This is a genomic window from Sebaldella sp. S0638 (genome assembly GCF_024158605.1).
Taxonomy (GTDB): domain Bacteria; phylum Fusobacteriota; class Fusobacteriia; order Fusobacteriales; family Leptotrichiaceae; genus Sebaldella.
Window position 1 is genome coordinate 1 of record NZ_JAMZGM010000099.1, and the last position, 10,717, is coordinate 10,717.

The following is a 10,717-nucleotide window of genomic DNA, read 5'->3' on the forward strand; positions in this document are numbered from 1 at the left end:
AATAGATAAATCAATATATGAAAAACAAATCTTTTATTATATCAGATTTAATTTACAGACTTTCTTGCACACTCCCGAATTTTCCCCCAGAACAAGTCTGCTGCCTTCTGTAAGTACATGGGCTGCATTGTTATAAAAAGCTCCGTTTTCAAGGTTTGCCCCTATGTAGGTAGAATCCACAGCAGCATTTACGCTGAAATTTCCATAATTAATATAAGTTCCCACAGGTACTGAAGAAATATAATTAAATAAGACATTATCTTTTCCGGTTACCGTCGAACCCGGAGTTATATGATAGCCTATTGCATTATTACCTGTTATATTTGTTACAAGGTTGTTTATGCCCGCGGTACTTTCGTTCAGATATATTCCTATACCCTTATCTCCGATACTTACTTCGCCTTCTGCTGTCACAGAACTGTTTTTAGCAAAGACTCCTATATTCGATTTTCCAGTACTTACATCAATTTTGGAATTTGAACCTAATGTTACAGTAGATATTTTATTTTCTGCATTATTTGCAAAAATCCCTACTCCGTTTCCTGTTCCTCCGACTTTAACTGTTCCGTCATTTATAATTTCAATTTCTTTATTTCCATATAGAGCTGACGATGCTGAAAGATTATTACTTGCATATATCCCTATTCCGTTACTGCCTGTATAAATTGAGCCTGTATTTTTTATCAGTGTACCATTAGACCCGTATAACCCTACTGCTTCATCGCCTGACATTGTTATATTCCCGTTATTTTCAATAACACCGTAATCTGCTATTATTCCTATTGATTTTGTTCCTCCCAGTGTTATATCTCCGTTATTTATAAGCTCTATTTCATTTCTGCCTGTAGTTCCCGAATAATTTTTCTGTGCTATTCCAGACTGGCTGGCATTATCCCCGCTGATTCCTACTCCATGATTAACTGTTACTTTTGAAGAGAAAAATTCAAGCCTTGTATATGGATCAGAAGAATCGTCAAGATCAGCATTCTGATCAATAGTCAGTTTTCCCTTCAAAATAGAATACGGCTTATATCCTGTACCTATTATATTTACTTTATTTCCAGGTACATATGAAGAAACTCCTGTATCTGTAACCGAGCTGAGATTAATCGGATTATCCGGGCTATCCAGTATAAACAGTCTTGCATCAGGGCTGTCCATATATAAATCCAGCTTCCCTGTTCCTGTAAATACGTTATTAATAAACGTCGTAATATCCTCAAGGTTTCCTCTCAGATAAAATGCTGTCCCGTCACTTCCTATTCTTGCCTCGGAACTTCCTGTGATATTAATATGTCCTGATGAAACCTTTGTAGTTTTATTTGCATATGTATATGTCAGTAATCCTCCGCTGCCTACACCCAGTTCAACATTTTCCATATTTACTGCTGCACCGTCTGTAAGAAACATATTTACTCCGCTGCCTTGAAGATCAATCTTCGAATCTTTTATACTTGCTGTACCTACAGCTGATGAAGAGTAAAATCCTACTGATTGTTTTCCTGTAAGTGTGATATCTCCCGAATCCATTACAAAATCCCCGAGATTATAAACTCCTAGTGAACCATCACCTGTAAGTTTTATATTCCCTTCATTATAACCGCTGGAATTCCCCAGTATTACCAGACCATTGGATTCATCTGATTCTATATTAATGTCTCCTGAATTTACCAGATATCCTCCGTTTACAGCCATTAAACCTGTTGTCTTTTTCAGATTTTCTCCTACATTTAGTGTTGCTTTATTTTCTATAAATGTACGCTTTGACCCTAAACCGTTTACATCATTTGCCAGTAATATAATATTATTTTCAGAAGAATTCACTGCATTTTCATTATCAACACTGAGATCCTTTTCCAACACCACGCCATATTTATCTGTTCTTATTAAAATACTGTCTTTGGCATCATTCCCAAATGTCAGGGTACTTAAATTCGAGTTATTAAAAGTTATTGTTTCCGGACTCAGATTCGAAAAATTTGAATTTCTCAAAATTCCTACAGTTTTTTCTCCGTTTACTTTTATATTTAAATTTCTGATATTTCCTATTATATCTGTACTGTCTGATACATTTAGCCCGTTATATGAGGCTACTGTGGAAGAGCCTGTTATTTGCTTTGATAAAGATATTCCTACGTTTTCTTTACCATTTACGTCTATAGTTCCTCCTGCCCCGTCAATAACAGTTTCCTTAAAGTAATTTTTCCCGTTCGCCACTTCGTCCCATATCTGAGGAACACGTGCTCCGTAATTTTTTTCACCGTTTACTTCAATATTTCCCAAACCAACATATATTGTTAATTCTTTTTGATTCTCAAATCTGTATTTGGCAAAATCTATTCCTATACTTTCATTACTGTTAATTACAATTTTACCTCTGTTTTCCAGACTAGATTCATAAAGCGGACGTTTTCCGCTTGAAGAACCGTCTCTTTCAATCATTGCTGTCATCCCGAAAAGGCTTGTCCCAGACTGTAGATTTATCGTCCCTTCATTAATTGCCTGTGCAGGAAGAGCCTGATAAAACTGGAATTCCACTCCCACTGTCATATGTCCGTCAGAACGACCATAAAGATTGATTATACTATCAGGATCAATTCTAAAAACTGTTGTCTGATTTAGAGCATGATACGCATGATTAACACTTACGAATCTTACAGTATTATTTGAAGCATTATTTACAAAAGCATTTGTAGTTTCGTTTCTGAAATCCCAGTTTCCTTCAAGAGTATATGAACCGGCTAATGCATTTAAAAATGCATGAAAATAACCTACATTTGAAGAGTATGCACCTATATTTACAGTCCCTGTATTTGTACTGCTGTCATTATGCCCGTACCAGTTAAAGCTTGCATCAGCTACTCTTAGTCCGTAACCTGTTCCTGTTATAGCTATTGTTGCTTTATCTCCATTCACTTATAAATCTGAGTTTCCAATAACTACATTATCCCTGTTGTTAAACCCTATTGTTTCATATTGGTTAAAACCTGTAGAAACTTTATCAAGCAGAGGCGGTGAAAATAATGTCGGAATTGAAACATCAGGATTATTAAAATTAAAATCCGCTATATCCTTTAATTCCACATTTGGCTCTGCTGGTATTTCTACATTGGAATGAATAGTAACTTCTTTAGGATTCTGAACCTTGTTTATATTAAGGTTGATATCCTTTACATTTATATTATTCACAGGAATGTTTATTCCCAGCTCTATTTCCTTTACTTCCTGCTGTGACTTATAAGGTTTGAAATTACTCTCTCCCTTTCTGTCTGTTTTAGCATAAAAACCACTGAAGAAAATCTGCCACTCCAGATATTCCGGCTTTATTATGTAATCACCTTGTAAGTATAAATCTTTTAGTTCTCTATTTTTTTGATTGAGTATTCGTTCAATAAATTTATATGACTTTTCATTAGCTTTTTCTGTTTGAAGGTTTTTTGTCATTTTATTGTATAATCTGTCATAATTAACATTTATGTTATCTGCTGCAGCTGCTGTCGCTCCTACTACATTCAGCCCTAAAAGAAGTAATAACTTTTCTTTATTCTTCATAATTATTCTCCATTTCAAAATAAAATCTTTATCAAATTATACTATTTTCATTACAAGATGTCAAACAACGATAAAGTTCATCTAAAACTATGGTTTCAAAGAATTTAACTATATCTGTAGAAAAAAGACGAAACAAAAATGCTCCGCCTTTCATAATTAAAATATATAAAATTAAAATACTGCTTTTAAAGTAACTCCTACTCTGTAATCATCCTGGTCATTATCACCGATTCCGTATTCACCGCTGACAAATATACCATATCTGTCTTCTACTTCCACTCCTACTGTTGCTCTTGTTCTAAATGTACCTTTTTCATCTTCCGGTTTTGATAACTTATGATAATTATCCTCTACTGAAACAAGTCTTGCTTTTTCTCTTTCATTCAAATCTGCAAGTTCATACTCATAAGCTACATCTAATGACCCTTTCAGCTGCCATCCCGAATTTGATCCAAGAAGTGCTGCTCCTTTTAGCTCCACTCCTGCTCTCGGTTTTGCACTCCATGCATCATTTCCTTCTACTTCCAGCGCTTCAAGTCCTTTTTCGCTAAAGTCCGGTCTTGTTACATACATTGCCCTGAATGCTCCATATGGTGTGATACTTGCTTTTTTACCTAATGCAATCTCTTTTCCAAGTATATTATCCGAAGTTATTGAATATGTTTCATAAGTTCCGTTCATTTCTGATCTTCCTGTCGGCGAAGGCCAGTCTATGTTTCTGTCTATATTATGAAAACCGACTCTTCCTGTAAGATTATTTATTACTTTCCAGTTGTCAGAAGTATACTTATTATGAACCCCCAGCTGAATCGTATCTACCCATTCCTCACTCTGATTTCCGTCCTTAAATTCGAATCCTGTGTGTAAATATCCCATTGAGTATCCAAATGTATGTTTATAAGTTCTTTCTACTTCTCTCAAAGCCAGAACTCCTGTTGTAGCATAGTCATATCCTGTGACTCCGTCTGTGTTCTCGGTGTTTCTTCCTCTTCCTGCTATTATATTTACTTTTACATTTTCTTTAGTATTATTCTTTGAACCCTGAAGAAGACTCAGTGAATTTTCAAAAGCCTTTGCTATATCATCTTCTCTTTGATTAATATTCGAATATACATTACCTGCAAGACTTCCCATTACGTGTCTGAAATCTCTTTCATTTTCCAGAATATCCAGCTTGTCAAATATCTTCCCGCCGTCTCCTGTGGCTCCATCATATTTCTCATCTAATGCTTTACCAAAATCATCAAACCATAATCCGTCAGTAAATTTATGATAATCAATTTTCTGCATATAAATGTCTATATTACCATTATCATTTACTTTTGGTGTTGCTTCCCATGTAAGTGACTTACTCACTACAGGTATTTTCCCTGTTGATGATGTCACAGAACCATTGCTTGTCAGGAATACATCCTCCATTTTATACACTTTTGCATTTGTCCCCTGAGAGAAATCTGAAAGTATGCTTACTGTATTGGTTATGTCCATACTTCCAGCAGATATACTCCCGCTGTTTAGTACAAATTCTACTCCCGGATCATCAGATTTTCTAAGTGTATCAAGGTTTGGCTTTATTGAAATTTCCATTCCCTCATTGCTGAAATGCCCGTTTACATTTATTATTCCGGCATTTATAAGCTCGGGTATTGCGTATCCCTCTTGAAGCTTTACTGCTGCCGCACCATTTGTATAGTTTATAGTTCCTTCATTAATTATTTTCCCCTCAGGTGCTATTATCCCAATTCCGCCGTTACCCGAAACATTTATCGTTCCTTTATTTTGAACAACAGTATTTAATGTACCGTATATACCTGTAGAATTTTCACCTGTTACTGTTATTACCGCATAGTTTACTATATTTCCTGCATTTTTTCCTGCGATCCCTATTACACCTTCACCGTATAATGTAATATCTCCATAGTTCTCAATTCCTGCTCCGCCGTCTGCGAATATCCCGATTGCTCCATTTTTTAGAATTAGATGCACTTCCGGCAGTTATTAACCCGTAGTTTTTCGCAGCTGTTGTGTTATCTTTTACATAAAGTCCCACAGCATCTCGACCTATATTAATATTCCCTCTGTTTACTACCTGTGAATTTTCCCCGTAAACACCTACTGAATATCTGCTGTTTGTATAATCTATTGTACCGCCGCTATACACAAGCTCTGAATTTCCTACAGTAATATTTCCTTTATTTTCTATACTTCCGCCGTTATTGTAGATTGCTATATTTCCTGTTGTTTCAGTTCCTGCTGTTATTGCTGATTCATTCTTGATATCTCCGCCGTTAACAGTATAAAATACTGCATTATTTGAACCAGTAATATTTATTGCCGCTGCACCGGAGCTTGTTACAGTTCCTGCATTATCTCCATAAACGTACACTGCATTGTCGCCTAATGTTGCCGATGCATTATTTGTAAGGCCCGAACCAGATTTTAATACAAATCCGAAACTTCCGCCGGCTATTGTTATGGATGAACTGTCATTTGCCACTTTGGCATTATCAGTTGCGTATACTGCTGCTGCTTCATTATTTCCTATTGTAATAATTGAGGTACTTCCTATATTTACATTTCCCCCGGCAGTATAAATTCCTGTTCCGCCGTTTCCTATTTCAAGTATTCCCTTTTCATTAACAGTTCCCTGATTATTGTATATTGCCAGTGAATTTTCACCTACAGATATTTTACTATTATTTGTAATAGTATTTCCTGCTGTATTACTGTATATCCCTATACTTGGATTGCTCGTATCAGAAGAAGCACCTATATTTATTATTCCCCCGTTTGCTATGCTTTTTACAGAACTCCCGGCTGCGTAAATTCCTATTGAATTCTCCCCTGCAAGGTCAATTTTTCCCGCTGTATTATTTACAACTGACGTTCCTGTAATATCTCCTTCGGAATAAATTCCTATTACAGAATTTTCAGTCCCGCTGATAAGCGCGTTATTATTTATATTTACAGAATCTGTACCAAAAATACCTGCTCCGTTGTTTCCTGCTGTTATTTCTCCGGATATATTGTTGGCTGTGCCGTTTTTATTGTATATTCCTATACCCTTACTTCCAAGTGTTATTTTACTTTCATTTTCGGCATTTGCTCCATCTGTATATATTCCTATTGAATTTTCCCCCGTTAATGTTAATTCCCCTTTATTTACAGCTTTTTGCCCTGTAGCAACAAGCCCTGTGACTTTTTCAGATGTTGAAGTAATCTTTGCATTAGCTCCAAATCCTATTTCGGCGTTATCTCCGTATATAAGAACAGAATCTTTACCAAGATTGCTTATTACTCCGTTATATGAAAAATTATTATTTTTTACATTAGCAAGTGTAAGCTTTAATCCCGGTTCTACATTTATCTGGATATTTTCAAGTCCTGTTGTTGTTGCATTTCCCCCTATTGCAAATACTGTATTATCATTCCCTTTTACATTAACAGTTCCTGCTGTTGCATTTAAAGCTGATGTTCCATTTAATACTACAGCTGTAGAATTCTCCCCTGCTAAATCTATTGTACCACCTGTAATATTCAGCTGACTGTCCTTAGCATAAATCCCGACTCCGTTAGAACCTGTTGTTATGTCTCCTGTAGTATTAACAGTTGATTCATTGGCATAAATCCCTGTTCCCTTATCCGTTGTCCCGCTCAAATCTATTATAGATCCGGCATTCAGGTTAACAACTCTGCTTGATTTCACAGGAGTGGCAGCTGTATCATTATTATCCGCATAAATTCCAAATACTTTTGTTCCTGTAACTGTAATTTTCCCGTTATGATCCAGTTTAAATGTCCTGTCTCCATAGTTACTGCTTACTATTGCTCCTGTTACAGGATCAGTTACATAACTTTGGAGAACTATTCCTGCTCCGTTAGTTCCTGCCTTTATTGTGCTTGCAGCTGACGTAGTTACTTCTGTTCCGTTCACTCCGTATATTCCATATGAATTTGTACCGTTTGTTTCTATATTTCCGTTATTCTGAATTATTCCATAATCAGCATAAATTCCTATCGATTCATTCCCTGCTAAATTTATTGTTCCATTATTCAGAAGTGTTACAGTGCTTTTCGGCAGATCTTTTGCATTTGCCTGAGCCATTGCTGTGATTCCGTTCCCGGAACCTGACATTACACTATTATTTACCATACTGCTGTTTGCTGTTTCTATTTTTGAATAATCAGAATTTGTATCATCAAGATTTACATCTTTATCAATATTCAAAAGTCCTTTGTGCAGTAATATAGTCTTATAATCACTTCCGTTTACTGTCATTGATGAAAAACCTGTTGTATTTATTCCTTCTACCGCACTTAGATTTAACGAAACATTCCCCAGTGTAAATAATCTCGAGCCTGATTCCATATTTAATTTAAGTCCGTTTATTGTTATTCCCGATGCTGTAAGAAGATTTTCTATGTCTGCAGCTGATGCTATGTTTGTGGAACTTATTCCGTTTCCTGATACATAAAATGCTGTCCCTCTGTCTGAAGCGCTTGTTCCGCCTTTAATCGTACCATCCATGTTTACTATTGAAATTTGTCCATTACCCGTAGTATAAAAACCTAAACTTTTATTTCCTGTAACAAATTTTGCCCCGTTTAAATTTAAAACACCATTCTGCCCGGCATTAAAGTTTATACCGCCGTTATTTATATTTACATCACCGGAACTAATACTTACAGTACTTGAAGAACCGCCTGCATATATCCCCACAGAAGCTACTCCTGTAATATTTATATCTACATCTCCTCCGGTTATTGTTCCTCCCTGAGCTACCAGACCATATGAGTCTTCTCCTGTAACTTTTACATTTCCTGTATTTGTAAATGATCCTCCATTAGTAACAAGTGCTCCTCTTGATCCTGTCCCGCTTATTGATATTGTTCCGCTGTTCTCCCCTATTGAAGATGAACCGTCCAATACTGCTCCTGTACTATTGCTTCCGGCATTTGCGGTTATCGCACTTCTGTTTACCACTCTTCCTGAAGAAGCATACATACCTATATTATTGGTCCGCCTATAATATTAATAATCCCTGCTGTTCCTGAAGCATCATTACTCAGATAACCACCGGCACTTCTTAATCCAATCGAACCATTTCCTGATAAATTTATTGTACCGTTATTTTTTTGTTCATTGGCTATTTCAGAATATAATCCAAATGAACTGGCAGATTTTACATTTATAGTTCCTTTATTCAGTATTCCGCTTTCTATATTACTCTGTACCGCTATTCCGCCTGAGTCAGCTCCATTTATTGTAATTACACCGTTGATATCATTCAACATTGAAGAACCAGTCATTGTATTACTGTTCTTCGGAAGTGCTATTCCAAAATTCTTTGTTCCGTATAATATTATATTCCCATTGTTTAATGCTTTTAGCTTCCAACTGTGTCCTGCTGTACCATTTAATGCTATAGCTGTGGACTCTGAACCATTCATTCTTATAATACCTTTGTTTTCAAGGGCATTAAGTCCGTTAGCATCCTGTTCCGGAGTAAAAACCATTGCTACCTGTTTATTCCCCTGTCCTTCTATTGTTCCGCTGTTTATTATTGTCATATCAGGATCATCAGCACTGGCACTGCTGCTGGTACTCATGTCGTAGTTGCTTTGGACTTCAAGACCCGCTGTTTCATCGGCTGTAAGTGTGACTTTACCATTATTTGTGAATGTCATATCTTTATTTGAATCCATTGAAACTGCTCTTCTTTGACTCATATCTACTATCAGTTCTGAACTGGAACTTGATGAAAAAGAACCACCAGCATCAGTGTACTCTATTATTGCGTTATCTTTAGTAGGATTACTGGTTCCTGCCAGCCCGGCAGCTGAACTTATTCTGTAAGTTCCATTAATATTTACGTTTCCTCCTAAGAGGGTATCACCCGCCCCATTACCATAAGTTACAAGTGCCGGAATTACAATACTCACTGATGGTGCATTTACCGGATTGATTACCGGAGAATTCAGATCAAATGTTATCAGATTCAAATCAGGTGTATTTAACGAATCTAGTGTTATCTCTCCCTGCATAGAAGATACCGTTGGTTTTTCTGCACTTGTACTGATTTGTATATTAAATTCCGGTCTGCTTATTTCTCTTAACGGTATACTCATCCCCAGATCTATTACTTTTGGCTCTTGCGGCTTTTGATATGGTTTTGTTCCAGAAACACTTGAAACAAACTCACCGTTTTCATTATAATAACCGTCTGTTCCGGCTCTATATTTTGCATTCCCGTAAGTGTTATCGCCGTTACTTTTTTCTGAATAAAAACCTGTAGCAAATATCTGCCATTCCAAATATTCAGGCTTTACTATATAGTCTCCCTGAAGATACAAATCTTTCAGTTCCTTGTTTCTTTTTTTCAAAATACTCTCAAGCATTTTGTAATTACTGTCATTTGACTTTCCGCTGTTAAGATTGCTTATCATTTTGTTATACATGTTATCAGAATTCATATTTAGAATTTTACTCGGCTGACTGTTAGCATACACTGACAACATCGCATTTAGCGCAATTGAAAAGGCTATAATCTCTCTCCCTTTTTTCATTTTTCCTCCTTCATTTCCGTTTCTGTCCTACATTATCTTTTATGAAACTTGTTACTTTGGAAAATGCTCTTGCATTCTTTAAAGTTTTCATTTCTAAAAATAAAATAATCAATTTTCTTTTCAATTATTTGATATACATTTTTATATACAAAAAATACTCTTAGACAATTGATAATTAATTCTTATAATCATTTAGTAAGTGGACTGACAATTTATTATACTTTCATTTTATTATTAAGTCAATTATTTTTTTATAATTTTATAGTCTTTTTATGTATATTTTTAATATATTAAATAATTTTAAAATAAATATTCTTATAGCAAATATTTATTTTTCTTTTTGTGTTATTTGTTAGTAAAATATCTGTTTTAAGTGTAATTTTTTATTATTATTTTTTTTAACTCACATATTATTTCGCTTTTTTTATTTAAAATACTTTTGTCTAATATCACTATTTAAAATTTTCAACATACTAAACTATACTTTGTATAAGCCGTTCCTTACCTGTTTTTATTCCGAAGATTGTACTTATGTCAATAATGTGGACACATTTATCTTGTCTATTATGAAATTTTTTTCAAATATTCTTTAGGAGAT

5 protein-coding genes are annotated in these 10,717 nt (G+C 35.2%); all 5 read right to left on the bottom strand.

What is annotated here, in order from left to right; all coding sequences use genetic code 11:
- Positions 1-36 precede the first annotated feature (36 nt).
- Entirely contained in the window at positions 37-2,916 is a 2,880-nt protein-coding gene (locus NK213_RS17485) for a hypothetical protein (protein WP_253351572.1), read from the bottom strand.
- Positions 2,917-3,552, bottom strand: a complete 636-nt coding sequence (locus NK213_RS17490; RefSeq protein ID WP_253351574.1) for a hypothetical protein — start codon at positions 3,550-3,552, stop codon at positions 2,917-2,919.
- Positions 3,553-3,723: 171 nt separating this feature from the next.
- Positions 3,724-5,538: an autotransporter domain-containing protein gene (locus tag NK213_RS20705; RefSeq protein ID WP_253351576.1), complete on the bottom strand. Its 1,815-nt coding sequence runs from the start codon at positions 5,536-5,538 to the stop codon at positions 3,724-3,726.
- Positions 5,477-8,557, bottom strand: coding sequence for a hypothetical protein (locus NK213_RS17500; protein WP_253351578.1), 3,081 nt, complete (start codon positions 8,555-8,557; stop codon positions 5,477-5,479). The genes NK213_RS20705 and NK213_RS17500 overlap by 62 nt, the downstream gene beginning before the upstream one ends.
- 2 nt (positions 8,558-8,559) lie before the next feature.
- Positions 8,560-10,119 carry a hypothetical protein gene (locus NK213_RS17505; RefSeq protein WP_253351580.1) on the bottom strand — a complete coding sequence of 520 codons (1,560 nt, stop codon included), beginning with the start codon at positions 10,117-10,119 and terminating at the stop codon, positions 8,560-8,562.
- Positions 10,120-10,717: the final 598 nt, after the last annotated feature.